This is a genomic window from Brachybacterium nesterenkovii (genome assembly GCF_900163655.1).
GTDB classification, from domain to species: domain Bacteria; phylum Actinomycetota; class Actinomycetes; order Actinomycetales; family Dermabacteraceae; genus Brachybacterium; species Brachybacterium nesterenkovii.
In genome coordinates, this window is sequence record NZ_FWFG01000022.1 from 1 (window position 1) to 16,616 (window position 16,616).

At 73.3% G+C, this 16,616-nt stretch carries 19 protein-coding genes and 2 pseudogenes; 10 read left to right on the forward strand and 11 right to left on the reverse strand.

The window, feature by feature from the left end:
• Positions 1–51 precede the first annotated feature (51 nt).
• The 3 genes and pseudogenes from FM110_RS02295 to FM110_RS02305 all read right to left on the reverse strand — a co-directional run.
• Positions 52–423 (reverse strand): annotated as a pseudogene (locus FM110_RS02295) (tripartite tricarboxylate transporter permease); the annotation flags it as partial.
• Between the two features lies 1 nt (position 424).
• A complete protein-coding gene (locus FM110_RS02300) occupies positions 425–994 on the reverse strand; it encodes a tripartite tricarboxylate transporter TctB family protein (RefSeq protein ID WP_087102279.1) in 570 nt (189 codons plus the stop codon).
• Complete coding sequence (locus FM110_RS02305; RefSeq protein ID WP_234991847.1) at positions 991–1,767, reverse strand: tripartite tricarboxylate transporter substrate binding protein; 777 nt, start codon at positions 1,765–1,767, stop codon at positions 991–993. Before FM110_RS02305 ends, FM110_RS02300 begins: the two co-directional genes overlap by 4 nt.
• Before the next feature lie 195 nt (positions 1,768–1,962).
• On the opposite strand from FM110_RS02305, the gene FM110_RS14715 reads away from it, so the two are divergent.
• Entirely contained in the window at positions 1,963–2,097 is a 135-nt protein-coding gene (locus FM110_RS14715; RefSeq protein ID WP_268802185.1) for a hypothetical protein, read from the forward strand.
• A complete protein-coding gene (locus FM110_RS02310; protein WP_087102282.1) occupies positions 2,094–3,281 on the forward strand; it encodes a YeiH family protein in 1,188 nt (395 codons plus the stop codon). The genes FM110_RS14715 and FM110_RS02310 overlap by 4 nt, the downstream gene beginning before the upstream one ends.
• Positions 3,282–3,312: 31 nt before the next feature.
• Here the strand turns inward: FM110_RS02310 and FM110_RS02315 are convergent, their stop codons facing one another.
• A complete protein-coding gene (locus tag FM110_RS02315; protein ID WP_087102284.1) occupies positions 3,313–4,440 on the reverse strand; it encodes a hypothetical protein in 1,128 nt (375 codons plus the stop codon).
• A 214-nt stretch (positions 4,441–4,654) separates the two neighbouring features.
• Between FM110_RS02315 and FM110_RS02320 the strand changes: the two genes are divergently transcribed.
• From FM110_RS02320 to FM110_RS02335, 4 genes are all read left to right on the forward strand, one after another.
• Complete coding sequence (locus tag FM110_RS02320) at positions 4,655–4,975, forward strand: putative quinol monooxygenase (protein ID WP_087102286.1); 321 nt, start codon at positions 4,655–4,657, stop codon at positions 4,973–4,975.
• A 63-nt stretch (positions 4,976–5,038) separates the two neighbouring features.
• The gene (locus tag FM110_RS02325) at positions 5,039–5,950 is read left to right on the forward strand and encodes a DUF3152 domain-containing protein (protein WP_087102288.1); all 912 of its coding nucleotides are present in this window, start codon (positions 5,039–5,041) and stop codon (positions 5,948–5,950) included.
• 45 nt (positions 5,951–5,995) lie between these two features.
• Positions 5,996–6,601 carry a 1-acyl-sn-glycerol-3-phosphate acyltransferase gene (locus tag FM110_RS02330; RefSeq protein ID WP_087102304.1) on the forward strand — a complete coding sequence of 202 codons (606 nt, stop codon included), beginning with the start codon at positions 5,996–5,998 and terminating at the stop codon, positions 6,599–6,601.
• Between the two features lie 95 nt (positions 6,602–6,696).
• A complete protein-coding gene (locus FM110_RS02335; RefSeq protein ID WP_087102290.1) occupies positions 6,697–8,010 on the forward strand; it encodes an MFS transporter in 1,314 nt (437 codons plus the stop codon).
• Positions 8,011–8,091: 81 nt separating this feature from the next.
• Here FM110_RS02335 and FM110_RS02340 read toward each other — a convergent pair whose 3' ends face one another.
• Positions 8,092–8,538, reverse strand: coding sequence for a cupin domain-containing protein (locus FM110_RS02340; RefSeq protein ID WP_143276218.1), 447 nt, complete (start codon positions 8,536–8,538; stop codon positions 8,092–8,094).
• Between the two features lie 176 nt (positions 8,539–8,714).
• On the opposite strand from FM110_RS02340, the gene FM110_RS02345 reads away from it, so the two are divergent.
• Positions 8,715–9,557 (forward strand): glycerophosphodiester phosphodiesterase, encoded by an 843-nt coding sequence (locus FM110_RS02345; protein WP_087102292.1) that lies wholly within the window; start codon positions 8,715–8,717, stop codon positions 9,555–9,557.
• Positions 9,558–9,658: 101 nt separating this feature from the next.
• Here the strand turns inward: FM110_RS02345 and FM110_RS02350 are convergent, their stop codons facing one another.
• Both FM110_RS02350 and FM110_RS02355 read right to left on the reverse strand, forming a co-directional pair.
• Positions 9,659–10,669: an NADP-dependent oxidoreductase gene (locus tag FM110_RS02350; protein ID WP_087102294.1), complete on the reverse strand. Its 1,011-nt coding sequence runs from the start codon at positions 10,667–10,669 to the stop codon at positions 9,659–9,661.
• A 156-nt stretch (positions 10,670–10,825) separates the two neighbouring features.
• A complete protein-coding gene (locus FM110_RS02355) occupies positions 10,826–11,758 on the reverse strand; it encodes a hypothetical protein (RefSeq protein WP_143276219.1) in 933 nt (310 codons plus the stop codon).
• 202 nt (positions 11,759–11,960) lie between these two features.
• On the opposite strand from FM110_RS02355, the gene arfB reads away from it, so the two are divergent.
• Complete coding sequence (gene arfB / locus FM110_RS02360; protein WP_087102308.1) at positions 11,961–12,401, forward strand: alternative ribosome rescue aminoacyl-tRNA hydrolase ArfB; 441 nt, start codon at positions 11,961–11,963, stop codon at positions 12,399–12,401.
• A 66-nt stretch (positions 12,402–12,467) separates the two neighbouring features.
• On the opposite strand, the gene FM110_RS02365 is transcribed toward arfB, so the two are convergent.
• Positions 12,468–12,818 (reverse strand): hypothetical protein, encoded by a 351-nt coding sequence (locus FM110_RS02365; RefSeq protein ID WP_200810147.1) that lies wholly within the window; start codon positions 12,816–12,818, stop codon positions 12,468–12,470.
• Between the two features lie 3 nt (positions 12,819–12,821).
• Between FM110_RS02365 and FM110_RS02370 the strand changes: the two genes are divergently transcribed.
• Positions 12,822–13,820, forward strand: coding sequence for a GlxA family transcriptional regulator (locus FM110_RS02370; protein WP_234991848.1), 999 nt, complete (start codon positions 12,822–12,824; stop codon positions 13,818–13,820).
• A gap of 43 nt (positions 13,821–13,863) precedes the next feature.
• Here FM110_RS02370 and FM110_RS02375 read toward each other — a convergent pair whose 3' ends face one another.
• Positions 13,864–14,400 carry a DJ-1/PfpI family protein gene (locus FM110_RS02375; protein ID WP_087102298.1) on the reverse strand — a complete coding sequence of 179 codons (537 nt, stop codon included), beginning with the start codon at positions 14,398–14,400 and terminating at the stop codon, positions 13,864–13,866.
• Between the two features lie 139 nt (positions 14,401–14,539).
• Here FM110_RS02375 and FM110_RS02380 point away from each other — a divergent pair, with 139 nt between their 5' ends.
• Positions 14,540–15,379 (forward strand): aldo/keto reductase, encoded by an 840-nt coding sequence (locus FM110_RS02380; RefSeq protein WP_087102300.1) that lies wholly within the window; start codon positions 14,540–14,542, stop codon positions 15,377–15,379.
• A gap of 44 nt (positions 15,380–15,423) precedes the next feature.
• Here the strand turns inward: FM110_RS02380 and FM110_RS02385 are convergent, their stop codons facing one another.
• Both FM110_RS02385 and FM110_RS13660 read right to left on the reverse strand, forming a co-directional pair.
• Complete coding sequence (locus FM110_RS02385) at positions 15,424–16,356, reverse strand: hypothetical protein (protein ID WP_087102302.1); 933 nt, start codon at positions 16,354–16,356, stop codon at positions 15,424–15,426.
• A 142-nt stretch (positions 16,357–16,498) separates the two neighbouring features.
• Positions 16,499–16,616 (reverse strand): annotated as a pseudogene (locus FM110_RS13660) (IS110 family transposase); the annotation flags it as partial.

The following is a 16,616-nucleotide window of genomic DNA, read 5'->3' on the forward strand; positions in this document are numbered from 1 at the left end:
CCTACTGGACACCGGAGGATTCAGAACCGAACTACACCGTCATCTGTGAAGAGCCACCATGCCGCCGATGAAGGCGCCGATCGCGGCGGTCGCCAGGGCCTGCGGGGCGCGTCCCGCCCGGGCCATCGCGTGTCCCTCGAACGTCGAGGCGATCGCGGAGGCCTGGCCCGGCGTGTTCAGCAGGATCGCCATCGTCGAGTCGCCGAAGAGGCCGCCGAAGTAGATGCCGGAGAACATGATGAGCGCGGCCGTCGGGTCCAGCGCGAAGGCGACCGGCAGCAGCAGGGCCACCGCCATCGAGGAGCCGAGGCCGGGCAGGACGCCGACGGCGGTGCCCAGCAGGCAGCCGACGACGACCCACAGGAGGTTCTGGAGGGAGAGGGCGTGGGAGAAGCCCTCCATCAGCGAGGCGAGCGCGTCCATGTCAGAACCCCCATCCCAGGATGCCGGAGGGCAGGGACAGCCCCAGCAGCATGTCGAAGGCGATGTAGGCGACCGAGGAGACGGTCAGCCCCACCACCAGGTCCAGCAGGTGGCGCCGGGACCCGAACGCGTGGGCGATGCACCAGAACAGCAGGCCCGCGGCGATGACCCAGCCGAGGATCTCGAGCAGCAGGGCGAACGCGGCGAAGGAGCCGACGAGCCATGCCAGGGCCATCACGTCCAGGCGCGCACGGGTGCCGGCCTCGACCACGAGGTCGCTCTGACGGCGCTGGTCGTCGTCCTCGCCGAGCTCGACGAGGGTGCCGGCGCGCCACTGCCGGACCGCCGTCACGGTCTGGATGACGATCAGCAGGGCCATGACGCCGGCGATGATCGCGGGGAAGAACCGCGGCCCGGGGAAGTCCGCGTTGGAGGGGACGTCCATCGTGACCATCCCGATCACGAGGTAGACGACGACGGCGGCGAGCACGAGCGGCATCGTCAGCTCGCGCAGCAGGTGGATGGGGGCCCGGCGGTCCTCGACCGCGCGCAGGCGGGATGCGGTGCTCATGCGCCCATCTCCTCGAACAGGGTGCGGATCTGCTGGTCCTGGTCGGCGAGGAAGCGGTCGAGCTCCTCGCCGGTCTGCACGTTCTCGGTCCAGGAGAAGCGCTCGACGGCCTCGGCCCATTCGGGGGTCTCGATGGTCTCGAGCACGATCGCCCGCAGCTCCTCGTACTCGGCGTCGGTCAGTCCGGGCGGGGCCGAGATGGAGCGCCAGTTCGACAGCGTCACGTCGTAGCCGAGCTCGACCGTGGTGGGCACGTCGAAGCCGTCGATGCGCTCCTTCGCCACGAGCGCGAGGGCCCGCAGGCGCCCGGACTCGATCTGGTCGCGCGTGTCGGGCAGACCGGAGGCGGCGGCCTGGACGGTCCCGTTCATGAGGGCGGCGACGACCTCGCCGCCGCCGTCGGAGGAGATGTAGTTGAGCTCGGCACCGGGGATCCCGGCCTTCACGGCGAGGTCGGTGACGACGAGCTGGTCGAAGGAGCCGCCGCCGCTGACCGGCAGCGCGTGCGGGTCCGCGCGCCAGGCGTTCAGGAGGGACTCGAGGTTCTGGTGCGGGGAGTCCTGCGGGACGATGATCGCGTCGTACTCCTCGACGAGCGTGGCCAGCGGGGGCACGTCGGTGAAGGCGACGGCGGAGGCGAACTGGATGGTCGCGGCCAGCAGGCCGGTGCCGCCGATCAGGAGGGTGTCGGCGTGCCCGGCGAGCGCGTGGACGTTGCTGAGCGCGATGGTGCCGCCGGCGCCGAGCTGGTTGAGCACCTGCGGGTTGCGCACGATCGAGTTCTCGCGCTGGGCGCGACCGGGCGGTCGGCGGCGGGTGCTCCCGCACGACGGCACGGTGGCCGCGCGGTGACGGTCCGGCGAAGACCTGACGCCGCCCGTGCACACCCTTCGATCGGCGTCCAGGAGCCGTCCCTACGATGGCGGCGACCCCCCGGTCCCTCCCGCCCCCGATCCCCAGGAGCGAGAATGCCCGCACGTCCTGAGTACCCCGACGATCACCGTCGCTTCTCCCTCTCGGAGGACTGGATCGCCACCGTGATCGGCCTGCTGCTGCTGGTCGGCTGCCTGGCCGGCGTGATCGCTCCGGAGCTCATCCCGTGACCGCGCGCAACGGCGCTTCGACCGCCGCCGAGGAGCGCCTGGACGAGACCACGGCGGACCGGACCCCTCCCGCCCCGCGCACCGGGGCATGGACCCTGGCAGGAGCCGTCGTCGTCCTGGCCCTGGCGGGGTGCGCCCAGTGGCTCGTCCGCAGCGTCCCGGAGTGGACCAGCGGGACTGCCGTCGGGTCGATCGCCGAGGCGATCGAGTACCCCGTCTACGCGATCGCCCTGGGCTTCCTCGGCAACGCGGCGTTGTCGCTGACCGGCGTCCGCGCCCGGATGACGGCGGCGTTCCGCACCGAGCTGTTCATCAAGATCGGCCTCGTGCTGCTGGGCGCGTCCATCGACCTGGGCATCATCGCCCGCGCCTTCGGCCCCGCCGTCCTGCAGGCCGTCCTGCTGATCGCCGCCGTCTTCGCCTTCACCTGGTGGTTCGCGGGCGTGCTCGGGCTCGATGACCGGCTGCGGGCCCTGCTCGCCTCGGCCCTGTCGATCTGCGGGGTTTCCGCGGCGGTCGCGGCGGCCGGGGCTGTGCAGGCCCGCAAGGAGCAGCTCGCGTACACGGCGACCCTGGTGATCGTCTTCGCGGTGCCGTCGATCTTCCTGCTGCCCTGGCTGGCATCGCTCATGGGGCTCCCGCCGGCGGTCACGGGCGCGTGGATCGGCGGGAACATCGACACGACCGCCGCGGTCACGGCGGCGGGGACCGTCGCCGGCGAGCATCCGCTGCAGATCGCCTCGATCGTCAAGGTCACGCAGAACGCCCTGCTGGGCGTGGTGGCCGTGCTGCTGACCCTGTACTTCGCCTTCCGCGCCGGCACCGCGGGGGCCGACGGCGACGCGGCGGGCGCTCAGCGCTCGGTCCTGGACCGTCGGTCGCTCGCGATGCTGTGGGACCGCTTCCCCAAGTTCGTACTGGGCTTCCTGCTCGCGTCGATCGCCGCGGCGGTGCTGCACGCGACGCTCCCGGAGGCGGTGCTAGAGCCTCGCCTCGATGCCGCCAAGGAGCTGCAGACCTGGGCGCTCACCCTCGCCTTCGTCGCGATCGGGATCGAGTTCCACGCCGGGTCCGCGCGGGAGGCGGGCTGGCGGCCCGTGCTCGTTTTCGCGGCCGCGACCGTCGTGAACCTCGTCGTGGGCCTGTGCCTGGCCCTGCTGCTGTTCTCGGGCTTCAGCTTCTGAGATCGGGCAGGGCCAGGCGGGACCGCGCCCGTCAGCCCGTGAGGTCGCTCGCCGCGCCCGGGGCGTCCTCGTCGCCCGCCGCATCCGCGATGCCCGCCGCATCCGCGTCGTCCGCCGTTCCCTCGCCCCGCAGCGCCTCGAGGTCGAAGGCTCCCTGCTCGGGGTGCGCGTCCACCTGGTCATCGGGAGCGGGGTCACCCGCAATGCGCCGGGCGAGCGTCTCGAGCCCGCGGGCCCAGGACTCGATGGAGTTCACCGCCCGCACCACCGCGTGGACCGAGAAGGGCGGGGCGTCGGCGTCGTCGGCGAGGAGCGCGCTCAGGTGCTCGCCCGCGGGAACCGCGAGTCCCAGGCGCTCGCACAGCAGCCAGGCGGTGCACTCGGCCTCGAGCGCGCGCTGGGCCTCCCCGACGCCGGTCAGGTCGCGGCGGCGGGAGCGTCCGCCCGCGGCGTCCGCGGGATGCGGGAGGTGCTCGCAGAGCACATGGCCGAGCTCGCGGAACAGCGTCGCCAGGCGCGTTGCGGGCGCGAGCGCGGCATCGAGCACGATCACGTGGCGCTGCTCGACGATGCGCCCCGGCGCGATCTCGGCTGTCTCCGGCGGATCCAGCAGGCGCGCCTGCCCGTCCATCGCCTCGCTCGCGTCCGGGTCCAGCGCCCCGCTCGCGTCCGGGTCCGGCGCCCCGCCCGCACCGGGGTCCGTCGCCGTCTCCGATCCGCTGACCGGCGCTGCCGCCACGGCGATCCCGCGGCGCGGCAGGAGGCTCTCGAACCAGGCGACGCCGTCGGCGGTGACCGGCCCGCGCACACGGAACGGGGCGAGGATCCCCTCCGGAAGCGGGCGTCCGTCGGTCTGGCTCACGTCGAACACGAAGTCGACGGGCGCATACGGCCGCAGCACCACGAGCGGACGCGCCCCGGGGCGGACCTCGCGGGCGAAGTCCCGCCGCCACTGGGCGCGGGTGGCGACGTAGTGCGCTCCCGGCAGCTGGGCGTGGACGAGGGAGGCGTTGAACGCGCCGAGCATGGGGAGGCGCACGAGCACGTCGCGCAGGGCACGCAGCTGCTCGGCGGGCCCCTCGCGCCGGTCGGCGTCGAAGAGGTCATCGAGTCCGGGCAGCTCGGGCCCGGCGGTGCTCATGCGGGATCCCTCGGCCATGGCATGAGGGTACGTGTCCGCACGGCTCCTGGTGCATCATGGGGGCGGGACGCGCGGGCCCGCAGGCGACCATGCATCGCGACATCGCGCACGCGCATCGCGATCGCGTCGTCATCGGTCCGCCCGCCCGGCGGGTCGCTCGCCGCTCCGCCGTCCCGAGAACCGATCCGTCCCCAGAACCGACCGCCCCCGCGCAGGAAGACGAGGCACCGCCATGATCCTCATCAACGTCAAGTTCCCCGTGAAGCCCGAGCACGCCGATGCCTGGCCCGAGATCGCCCGGGCGTTCACGCAGGCCACCCTCGCCGAGCCGGGGAACAAGTGGTTCGAGTGGTCCCGCAGCGTCGAGGACCCGTGCACGTACGTGCTCATCGAGGCGTTCGAGGACGACGGCGCCGCCGCCCATGTCGACTCCGATCACTTCCGCACCATGCAGGAGGAGTTCCCGCAGTACCTGTCCGCGACCCCGCAGATCGTCTCCGATCAGGTCGCCGCGGACGGCTGGGGGCCGATGGCGGAGCTGCAGGTGGACTGACGTGGCCGAGCACGCCCCGCGCGCCTCGCGGGGCGGGGGCGGGCACGGCTCTAGCCTGACGTCGTGCCCGCCGCCCCGCCCCGTCGCCGCCTGGTCCTGACCCGTCGCGGCCGCCTCGTGCGGACCATCGTGGTCCTGCTCGCGCTCGTGCTCGTGGCCGCCCTGCTGGTCGGGCTGGGTCGTCGGGCGCTGGGCGCCGCAGCGGGCCCGTCGGCGGCGAGCACCGCCCCGTCGACGGCGACGACCGCCCCGGCATCGGCGCAGCCGTCCGCGTCGACATCCGCGCAGCCGTCGCCGTCCCCGACCGCTGCTCCCGCCGCAGCGTCGGACGGCGGCGCCGCCCCCGCGGAGGAGCCCGCCACCGACCCCGCGGCCGAGCAGGGCGCCGACGCCGCGGCCGATCTCCCCGCGGCGGACACCGCCGAGATGGTCCACTCCGGCCCGGTCGGCGACGGCACCTGGACGGTCGCCGCTCCCGACGGCACCCCCGCTCCCCCGGCCGCCTCGACCCGCACGGTCGCCATCCGCGTTGAGAACGGCATCGGGATCGACGCGACGGAGGCGTCGGGCGAGATCATGAGGACCCTGGCCGACCAGCGCGGCTGGCTGGCCGTCGACGGCGTCGCCTTCCAGCAGATCGCCGACCCCGAGCAGGCCGATCTGGTGATCTCCCTGGCCTCGCCTCCCACGGTCGACGCCCTGTGCCGACCGGCGAAGACCCGCGGGACCTGGAACTGCCGGCAGGGCGGGGACGTGATGCTGAACTCGGACCGCTGGCTGCACCGCACCCCCACGTACTCCGACACCGCCGAGTACCGGGCGTACATGGTCAATCACGAAGTGGGCCACTACCTGGGACATCACCACGTCGACTGCCCCGGTGCCGGGCGCGCGGCGCCGGTGATGCTGCAGCAGAGCATGGACCTGGGCGGATGCCGCATCAACGCCTGGCCCGCCTCCGACGGCGCCGCCTGACCGAGCGGTGCGGTCGGCGGACCCCGCGTGCTCTACGGTGAGCGCATGATCCGTCGCCTCATCGCCCGCGCCTTCTGGGTGATCGCCCCCTTCCGGCTCGTCACCGAGCCCAAGCCGGAGCGCCCGACCGTGCTGATCGGCGCGCCGCACACGTCCAACTGGGACTTCGCTTTCATGCTCGGGATCGCCTGGCGCCTGGGGATCGATGTGCGCTGGCTGGGCAAGCACACGCTGTTCCGCTCCTGGCACGGGCCGATCATGCGGGCGCTCGGCGGCATCCCGGTCGACCGCACGGCCCCGCAGAACGTCGTGGGCGATGTGCTCGCGCGCATCCGCGCCGGCGAGACCTTCGGTCTGGTCGTCACGCCCGACGGGACGCGCACCAACACGGGGCACTGGAAGTCCGGCTTCTACCGGATCGCGCGGGCGACCGGCATGCCCGTCACCCTCGGCTACGTGGACCGGACCACGCGCACGGTGGGGCTGGGCCCGACCATCGAGCTGACGGGCGATGTGGCCGCCGACATGGACCGCATCCGCGCGTTCTACGCCGACAAGTCCGGCTACCGGCCCGAGTACCGGGCCGAGCCGCGCCTGCGCGACGAGAGCGGGAAGCCGTCCGACGAGGAGGACGCGGCACCCGCCGCCTGAGCTCCCCGCGACTGTGAGCGGCACACCACCCCCGCCTACCGCATCCGGCACCCCGCGAGGCGTATTGTCTTGACGTCGAGATAAAAGGGGTCCGCATGCCGAGCGGATCGATCTACCGTCGTCTGCTCTGGCCCGTCTACGCGCCCTCCACGCTGCTGGGCGTCGCCGCCGGAGCGACCGTCCCCGTGCAGGTCGTCGCCGCGATGCATCTCGGGGCCTCCGGCTCGGTCGCGGCCCTCGCGGTCGCGGGCGCGGGCGCCATCGGGCTCGTCTCGACGGTCTCGGCGGGCCGCCTCATCGACCGCATCGGCGACCGCCGCGCAATGCTGCTGGCCACCGTCTTCGCCTCCGCGACCGAGATCGTCGCGATCATCGCGCTCATTCTCGGCGGCCCCGTCGCCCTCGCCGCGTTCATCGCCTCCGCCCTGCTGCGCGCCCCCGCGCTGAACGTCTGGGGGCTCGCCCGCCAGGCCTTCACCGCCGAGCACGTCGCGCCCGACGAGGTGGGGCGGGCCATGACGGGGCTGGGCGGGACCATGCGCATCGGCGCCCTCATCGGTCCCCTGCTGGGCGGCCTGCTGCTGCTCGCGCTGCCCCTGTGGTCGGTGTACGTGCTGAGCGTGGGCTGCGCCGTGCTCGCGATGCTCGTGCTGTACTCCCCCGCCCTCGGCGGCCGCCTCGAGAAGCCGGCACCGAGCGCTGCGCCCCACCCGGACGCGGACGCTCCCGCGACGGCGGGATCAGACATCGCGGATCCTGTGCCGGCTCCCGTCCCCGCCGCGGACGCCCCCGCCCCGCGCGCGGCCCGCGGGCGGCTCGACGTGGACTGGACGCGCGTGCTCCTGGCCGGGATCGCGATCTGCACCCTGTCGGTCGCCCGCGCCTCCCAGCCGGTGCTGGTGCAGCTATGGGGCGTGCACGTGGGCCTCGACGCCTCCCACATCGCGCTGCTGGTCGCGGCCGGCGCAGCGATCGAGATCGTGTGCATGGTCCCTGGCGGCAGCCTCAAGGACCGCCTGGGCCGCTCGATCATCCTCACCGTGTGCCTGGCGATCTACGGCACCGGGTTCCTGCTGCTGGTGCCGCTGACCGCGGTCGCGGGGGTGGCGGGCATGGCCGGTGCCGTGGTCGTCATGTCCGTCGGCAACGGGCTGGGGGCCGGCGTGAACATGACGATCGGGGCGGATCTCTCCCCCGCCGTCGGCCGGGGTCGCTTCCTGGGCGTCTGGGCGCTGTTCAACAACATCGGGGCGCTCGGCGGGCCGCTGCTCATCTCCGGCCTGGTCTCGGTCGCCACCGAGGGCACGGCCATCGCGGCGATCGGCGGTGTCGCCCTGGCCGGCGCGGTCTGGGTCGTGGCCTGCGCCCGCCGCATGGCACTGCCCCGCGGGATCGTGCGGGCGCACTGAGGGGAGGCGCCGACGCCGGTGCTCTATGGGCGTCCCGCGCTGCAGAAGCGTGGTCGGGCACCCAGCCACCGCAAGCTGTGGTCAGGCCTCCGGCAGCAGCATCGTCACCGTCAACGTGGTCGGTTCGATAGCGCGCACCGCGTGACGGAGCATGGGCTCCAGGTGCAGCAGCTCGCCCGGGCCCAGCTCGATCGGGCCGTCGGGCAACGTGAAGTCGACGCGCCCGCGGATCACCTGGATCAGCACGGGGTGGCGGGCGGCGTGGTCGGCCAGCACGTCCCCTGCGGCGAACTCGAAGGACACGACCTTCACGCGCGGTCCGTCGAGCACCGCCGCTGCTCCGGGCTTGCCGCCGCGGGAGGCGGCACGGTCGGTGAGGGGCACCCGCGTCGCAGTGGCGCCGGTGGTCCCGGCGTCCCGGCCCTGGTCGACGGCCCCGGCCGTCACGACCTCGGGTGACTGCCCGGGCTCGGAGTGCACCTCCGAGCCCTCCGAGAGAGCCTGCTGCTCCGAGCGCTCCTGCGCCATGCCGACCTCCTGGTGTGCGTGGGTCCGGCGGCATCCCGCGGCCCTCCGCCACAGTGTGCCCGATGCGCCAGGGCGGGTCGTTGCCGCTGCTCCATGGCCGCCGAGGTCCTCACGGTGCGAGAGTGGAGACGCCCAGGCCGCGGACGCCTCGGGAGGACGATGAGGAGAGGACGGTCATGACGACGAACGGACGCCGGCGCCCTGCCCCCGGAGCGGAGCAGACCGACGCACCATCCCCCGCCTCCGCGCGCGGGCTGCGCCCCCGTGTGGTCGGGCACCGCGGCGCGGCGCTCCTCGAGCCGGAGAACACGCTGCGCTCCTTCCGACGCGCCCTGGCCGACGGCGCGGATACGCTCGAATGCGATGTGCATCTGACCCGCGACGGTCATGTGGCGGTGATGCACGATGCGACGATCGACCGCACCGCCGATGCGTCCTCCCCGCGGCGGACGGGTGCGCTGGCGGAGCTGACGCGGGCCGAGCTCGACGAGGTGCGCCTGCCGCGGGGCGAGGTCGTCCCCTCCCTCGAGGAGCTTCTGGCCCTGCTGGATGAGACCGGGCCGCAGAGCCCGACGGAGCCCGCGCAGAGCCCGACGGAGCCCCCGCAGTGCGCGCCGCGCCTGCTCGTCGAGGTCAAGGCGCCCGATGCCGCCGCGGCGGTCTGCCGTCTCGTCACCGAGCGCGAGGACGTCGCCGTCATCTCCTTCCACCCCGAGGCGCTGGCCACGGTCCGCGAGCTGGCACCGGGAACGCCCGTGGTGCTCGTCGCCGATCACGGCGACGCGGCCGTGGCCCTGGCGCACGACCTCGGGGCGCACGGCGTGGCCCTGGACGTCGACCATGTCTCAGCCGCGGACGTCGCCCGCGCCCACGGCCTCGGGCTCGAGGTCAACGTGTGGACCGCGAACACGGAAGATCAGCTGCGGCGCGGTCTCGAGGCCGGGGCCGATTCGATCAGCTCGGACGATCCGGCCTGGGCGATCCGGCAGCGCGAGCGGCTCGCGTCGGGCAACTCCTGATCACGAGCGCCCGACCGGTCCTCCCCGCTGGGTAATGCGCAATCCACCCGCGCGATCCCGCCGCGCTGTCGGGCCGCGCTCGGGCGACGGGACGGCGGCGGTCAGAACTCGACGAGCACCTTGCCCTTGGCGCGACGCGACTCGAGGCGGGCGAAGGCCTCACGGTGGTCGGCGAGCGCGAAGCGGCTGTCGATCGGGACGGTGAGGCGTCCGGCGTCGACCAGGCGTGCGAGCTCGGCGAGACCCGCGCCGTCGGGGTGCATGAGGAAGAACTCGTAGGAGACGCCGGCGGCACGGGCCCGACCGCGGATGCCCCGGCTCTGCAGGCGCGCGGCGAGTGCGGCGATGGGACGGCGCGCGGGGACGGCGACGTCCGCGAGGCTGCCGGGGCTGGGCGGCCCCGAGAGCGTCACGACGCGCCCGCCGCGCTCGACGCTGCCCAGCAGGTCCTCCAGGCCGTCGCCGCCCACGAGGTCGAGGACCTTCGTGAAGCGTTCGGGCCCGTCGGAGACGCGCCGCGCGCGGTAGTCGATGACGTGGTCGGCCCCGAGGCCCCGCAGGAGGTCAGCACCGGCCGGGGAGGCGGTGACCGTGATATCGGCGCCGATGATTCTCGCGAGCTGCACGGCGATCTGCCCCACACCGCCCGCGGCACCGGTGATGAGCAGGCGGTCGCGGGCGGTGGCGGCGAGGTGCTCGGACCCGAGGGCCTGCTGGGCGGTGAGCCCGGCCAGCGGGAGCCCGGCCGCGTCCACGAGCGGGATCGAGGTCGGGGCGAGCGCGACGTGCTCGGCGGCGACGGAGACGAGCTCGGCGAAGGCGCCCAGCTCCGCGGTGTCGACCCGGACGATCACGCCGTCACCGGGCGCGACGGCGTCGACGCCCGGGCCGACCGCCTCGACGGTCCCGCTGAGCTCGTTCCCGGCGATCTTCGGGAAGCGGTAGGGCGCCAGTGCCTTGAAGGTGCCGCTCCGCTGCAGGACGTCGACCGGGTTCAGCCCGGCCGCAGCGGTGCGGATCAGCACCCGTCCGGGGTCTGCCGCGGGTGCGGGGAGGTCGAGCAGGGAGAGGGCCTCGGGGCCGCCGTACCGGGTGAAGGCGAGTGCACGCATCGGGCCACCGTATGCCTCGGCACCCCGGAGTCCGCTGGGAGGGCTCGGGCTCGGCGCGGTACTGCGGTCGCGGACACCGTGGCAGTGCGATCGCGGTGGGCGCGATCGCGGTGGGTGCGGCCGCTGCGGTAAGGCGGTGGGGTCAGCTCGCCGCGGTCAGAGTCCGCGCAGCGCCGCGACGAGGTCCTCCGTCGGCTCGCCTGCGCAGATCCTCTCGGTCCACAGCGTGCCCGCCGGATATCCCTCCTTGGCCACGCGGATCTGCCCCGTCTGGTCGCTGCAGCCGAGCTGCTCGTGGCCGATCATCATGGTGGCCGTGGCCTGCAGCACGGTGGCGGTCCCGTCCCAGCCCAGGCTCACGCCGTCCTCGGAGCTTCCATCGGCCCAGTGCACGCCCGTCACCGGTGTACGTCCCTGGCCCCACCCGGCGGGTGCGTTCTCCGCCCGGGCGGGCATGCCCTCCCCGTACTCGGCCCGGGCGAGATGGTAGCGCTCGACGGGCGCGGCGGGGTCGGGGCCGCGGCCATCCGCGCTCCACGGGATGATCTCGTAGGTCACCTCGTCGTAGGGGCGGACGAGCTCCTCGACCAGCGGGCTCTCGGCATCGTCCACGGCGTCCCGCAGGCGGTCCAGCGGCTCGGTGCCACCGCACAGCTCCATCGTCGACTCATGGGCCATCGAGCCGGTGACCGCCACCGTCATCGAGGGGGCGTCCATGCAGACGTAGTCGTCTCCCTGCGGGTTGGTCCTCTCCCAGTCCAGGTACTCCCCGGCCATCCGCTCGATCCAGTCGCGGTCCTCGGCCTCGAGCTCGGCGGGGATCTCGGCCACGACGGCCCCGTCGGGAAGGGTGAAGGAGTAGGTGACGGAGTCGGCGTCGACGACCGTCCGCCAGGACCCGTACTGGCCGAAGATCGAGAACGATGCTCCGCTCAGCGTGATGACATCATCGGGGCCGACCTCAGCCCCCGAACGCGATCCCCCGCCCGGCGCGAACGGGATGAGCGCGCAGCCCGACAGCGCGAGCGCCGCAGCGCTGGCGAGGACCGCGATCCGGCCCGGTCCCCTGGTGGACGTGCGCATTCCCATGGCTCCCCCTCATGCCCGTGCGCCGCTGCGATGCGGCACGCTCCCGCTGGCGTTGATCCGACCCTAGGCACGGAGGGCGCCGCGGTCGATGGGCAGCGGTCCCCGGGGAGCTCTCCCCATCGACCGTGCGGCGCGAGGACGGGGCCCGACGAGGCGGGGACACCCGGGTGCAGGAGTCATCGGGGTGCGGGAGAATCCGGTCGTGGAAGATCTGCGCGTGGCCCCGGGGCCGGGCGCTCCGCGCGGACTCGTGATCCCCGGCGCGGAGCTGCTCGAGCAGTTCTCGCACGCCTCCGGGCCGGGCGGGCAGGGCGTCAACACGGCCGACTCGCGCGTGCAGCTGAGCTGGGACCTGGCGACGACGGCCGCGCTGTCCGACAGCCAGCGCGAGCGGGCTCTCGCGGCGCTCGCTCCGCGTCTGTCCGGGACGGTGCTGACCGTCACCGCCTCCGAGCAGCGCTCCCAGCTGCGCAACCGCGCCGCCGCGCGCGAGCGCCTCGCGGGCCTGCTGCGCGAGGCCCTCGTGCCGCCGATCCCCCGGCGCCGCACGAAGCCGACCCGGGGCTCGCAGCGCCGCCGTCTCGAGGCCAAGCGGCAGCGGGGCGCGACGAAGGCGCAGCGGCGACGGCCCGGGGTCGAGTGACGCCCTGCAGCGCTCATCGACGGCCAGGCAGGGCTGTGCGCCGGATCGTGAGCGCGGGCCCGGGCCTCACTCCGGCCAGTCGGAACCCTGGATGACCTCCACGAAGTCGCCGCGCCGGAACCCGGGGACGAAGTGCTCGAGGACGTCCGCCTTCACGTTGCCGAAGGTGGTCTCCGGCCGGTGCCGGATGCCGTCGGTGAAGGCGGCGAGGATGCCGTTCTTGAAGTCCGGGCGCGGGTGGGCGGCGACCACGGCGGCGCGCTGCTCGTCGCTGATGGCGTCGTAGCCGATGCCCAGGACGTCGAGCTCGACGCCGCGCGTCACGAGCTCGATCTCCGGTGCCATGTGGAGGGGGATCTCCGGGGTCGTGTGCAGGGCGATCGCGGTCCAGACGCGATCGGCGGCCTCACCGCTCACCGAGTGGCGTGCGAGGAAGTCCCGGGGGATGTCCGCGCCGTCGATCTCGAAGCGCTGGTCGGCGGTGCGGTCGGCATCATCGGCTATGACGGCGTCACGCTCCTGGACGTGTCCGGACCGGCGGAGGTGCTCGCCCGTGCCGGCGGGTACCGCATCACCATGCTCTCGGCTCGGGGCGGGACGGTCACGGCCTCGAACGGCCTGGCCCTCGCGGGCACCGTCCCGGTGGCGGACGCCCCGGACCTCCACACGGTCCTGGTGCCCGGCGGTGATCTGCTGGCCGGCTCCCCTCTGCCCGCGGATCTGCTCTCGGCGGCTGGCGACCTCGTCGCCCGTTCCTCTCGCGTCGCCGCGGTGTGCACAGGGGCGTTCGTCCTCGCCGAGCTGGGACTCCTCGACGGTCGTCGTGCGACGACGCATTGGCGCCACGCCGAGGCGCTGCGTCGGCGGTATCCGCGCGTGCACGTCGAGACCGATCTGATCCAGGTCTCGGACGGCCCCTGCTGGACCTCCGCGGGGATCTCCGCGGGCATCGACCTGGCGCTGGCCCTCGTGGAGCACGACCGCGGCGCCTACCGCGCCCGTGCCGTCGCCCGCGAGCTCGTCATGCACATGAGCCGACCGGCGGGTCAGCTCCAGTTCGCCCGGCGGGCGGATGTCCCGGACGGGATCGATCCGCGGCTGAGACGGGTCCTCGACCGCATGGCCGAGGCCCCGGCACACGCCGGGCCGCTGGACGCACTGGCGGCCGACGTCTCGTTGAGCGCACGCCAGCTCGCCCGTCTGTTCACCGCGCAGATGGGGACCACGCCCGGCCACTGGCTCGAGACGCTGCGGATGGAGCGGGCGCAGTCCCTGCTGCTGGAGGGCGCGGCGGTGACGACGGCCGCGCTCGAGGCGGGCTTCGGCTCCGATGAGAGCCTGCGCCGCACCTTCCGCAAGCGTCTTGGCATCACGCCGAGCGAGTACCGCGAGCGCTTCACGAGCACGACGGCCCCCTGATGCGGCATGCGCAGCCCCCGCACGGGTGGCGTGCTGCCTGCCGTCAGAGCGCGTCGATCGCGGAGATGAACGCGTCGAGGTCCGCGGGGGTGCGGGAGGTGATGAGGGTCCAGCCGCCCGCGGTGCAGACCTTCACCTCCTCGTCGACCACGCTCGCTCCGGCGTTGGCCAGGTCGATGCGCACCGAGTCGTAGCCGGTGAGCGTCTTGCCCTCGGCCACGCCCGCATCGACGAGGATCCACGGTGCATGGCAGATGGCCGCGACGGCGCGGCCGGCCTCGGCCTGGTCGGCGACGATCGACCGGATTCCCTCGTCGAGGCGGGCGGCGTCGGCGTTGAGGGTGCCGCCGGGCAGGACGATCACGTCGAAGGGCCCCTGCGCGTCGGCGAGGGCGGCGTCGACGGCGAAGACCTCGCCGCGGTCGCGGTCGTCGACGAAGGTCTGGACGTCCTCGCCGGAGGGCGTGGCGACGACGACGTCGTGGCCCAGCTCCCGGAGCTTCGTCGCGGGCTGGACGATCTCGGCGCTCTCGACGCCGAAGTCGGTGGACAGGATCAGGATCTTCTTCGTGTCAGCCATACCCTCGACGCTAGCAATCCGGGCCCGGGCGCGCCCGGGCCCGGCCGTCCGAGCGGTCGGGCCGCGGTCCGGTCACCGATCCCCTCTCCCGGCTTCGCACCCGGGTCGACGGTCGGACCGCATCGTTAGATTGGCGCCCATGCAGACGATCGAGTTCGCAGGACGGCAGGTGCCCGCCATCGGTCTGGGCACCTGGTACATGGGCGAGGGGCGCGCGCCGCGCTCGCAGGAGGTCGCGGCGCTGCGCGCGGGCCTCGATGCGGGGCTGACGGTGATCGACACGGCGGAGATGTACGCCGACGGCGGCGCGGAGGAGGTCGTCGGCGAGGCCCTCGTCGGGCGACGCGATGACGCCGTGCTGGTGAGCAAGGTGTACCCGCACCATGCCTCGTCCGACGGGGTGCGGCGGGCGTGCGAGCGCAGCCTCGAGCGCCTGCGGACCGATCGGATCGACGTGTACCTGCTGCACTGGCGCGGCACGCATCCGCTCGCGGAGACCGTCGCCGGGTTCGAGGCGCTGGTCGCCGAGGGGCTGATCGGGTCGTGGGGCGTCTCCAACCTCGATGCCGAAGATCTGCGGGAGCTGGCCGCGGTGCCCGGCGGCGACGCCTGCGTCACCGACCAGGTGCTCTACAACCTCGCCCGGCGCGGCCCCGAGGTGGAGGTGCTCCCGGCCGCGGCTGCGGCGGGGATGTCGGTGATGGCGTACTCGCCGCTCGAGCAGGCGCGGCTGTTCGAGACCCGGGGCGCAGACGTGCTCGAGGAGGTCGCGGCACGCCACGAGGCGACTCCGGCGCAGGTCGCGCTCGCCTGGTGCATCCGCTCCGGGAACGTCCTGGCGATCCCGAAGTCCGCGTCTGTCGAGCTCGTGCGCGAGAACGCGGGCGCCCTGCGCCTGGTGCTCACGCCGGAGGACCTGGCCGACCTCGACCGCGCCTTCCCCGCCCCGCCCGGCCCGGTGCCCCTCGAGATGCTCTGAGGTGCGGATTGCACTGCGCGCAGGGCAACCCGCCGCTCAACGGTTCAGGCGTCCTCGACCGGCTCGTCACCCTTGACGGCATCCTCATCAGCACGACGCCGCCGAGCTCGGTCCATGAGCCCTCCGCCGATGCCCTTGACGCGCGCCGCCGCTCCGCCGGCCACGCCTCTTGCGGCTCCAGCGACCGCCACGGTTCCGGACCGTGCAGCGTTGGTTGCAGCACCAATCGCCTCGCGAGCGCCCCCGGTCGGCTCCTCAGCGGTCTCCGCGTCGAGTACTGCAACTGCCGCCGCGTACTCCGCCGCATCAACGCCGGGAGGCGGCAGCTCGCGCAGCGACTTCTTCAGCCGGCCTGCCTGCGTCATCAACGATGCAAGAGTCATGCCGCCCGAGAGGATGCCGCCGGCTACCGGCACCGTCTTCTTGACGGTCTTCGCGAACGAGTCCTTGGTGACCTTGATGCCGATGAGCCTCAGGGTCTGCTTGACCGGGCCGTACCAGGCCGTCTTCGTCAGCGCCTGCTTCGCGATCTGCTTCTGCAGTGCGGGTCGAGCGACATGATTGGCGAAGCCGACCAGCGACCCCGCCGCACCCCCAACCCCCATCATGACGCCGAGGAACACAGCGAACTTGCCGATGGTCTCGTCATCCGCGTCGTCGAGGTCCCCGAAGAAGTCCTTCCACCCGTACAGGTAGGCGAGCTTCTGCATCACACGGAAGGCGTGGACGTAGTACTGGGTGATGTCGGCAGGAATCGACGCGAGCATCGCGAATCCACCGGGCAGCCCGGCCGCGAACGACATCGACGCAGACTTGCGCGACTCGAACGAAATGGTCGCGTCGGCCAGTGCATCGAGCTGCGCCAACGCCACCCCAGCCTGGATCGGGGTCGCCGTGAGGGCCTGTTCCACATCGGCATCTGCTAGCCCGAGCTTGCGAAGCTCCTGTTTCAAGAAAGCGGAGCGCTCGACTTCCACGGCTCATCGCATTCCAGGGTGTAGGCGGGGTCTGAAGCCACCCGCCCCGAGCAGGGATCGGGCGATGCAGTGCGTGAGATCTCGGAAGCCGAGGGCGGATCCGTGGGGGTGTTTGAGCCTGCCGTTGAATCTCCTATGTCTGTCAAGCGCCGGTGAGCTCATTCTGAGCGGCGGTGTTGAGGCGGCGGTAGATGTCGCGGGCGAGGTAGCGCTTGAGGCAGCGACGGATCTCCCGGAGGGTGCGCCCTTCGGCGGTACGG